This is a genomic window from Methylobacterium sp. D54C, from assembly GCF_053345595.1.
The window spans coordinates 1-287 of sequence record NZ_JBKFAK010000242.1 but is presented as its reverse complement, the minus strand read 5'-3'; the positions used below and the strand labels follow the sequence as shown (position 1 = coordinate 287).

General features: G+C 71.4%; 1 pseudogene. It reads left to right on the top strand.

Annotation, left to right across the window (positions count from 1 at the left end):
- A pseudogene (locus tag ACLBYB_RS33345) lies at positions 1 to 287 on the top strand (TerB family tellurite resistance protein); the annotation flags it as partial.

Here is a 287-nt window from a genome sequence, read left to right as displayed (position 1 = left end):
GCCTGGCGGCGGGGATCCTGGTGATCCAGCTGGTCCGGACCGGCAGCCCCCTCACCGCCAGCGAGAAAACGCGGATCCTCGAATACATGGAGCGTCCGCTCGAGGTGGATCGGATCTCGGCCACCTTCGGGCGAGCCTGGGGCTACACGCAGGCGCGTCTCCCGTTCTCGCAGGTCGCCGACGCCCTGGCGCCGCTGCTGCGCGACGCGCTGACGGTGTCCGAGCGGGGCGAGCTGACCGCGATGCTGACCCAGGTGGCCAGCGCGCATTCCCCGCCCAGCGAGTTG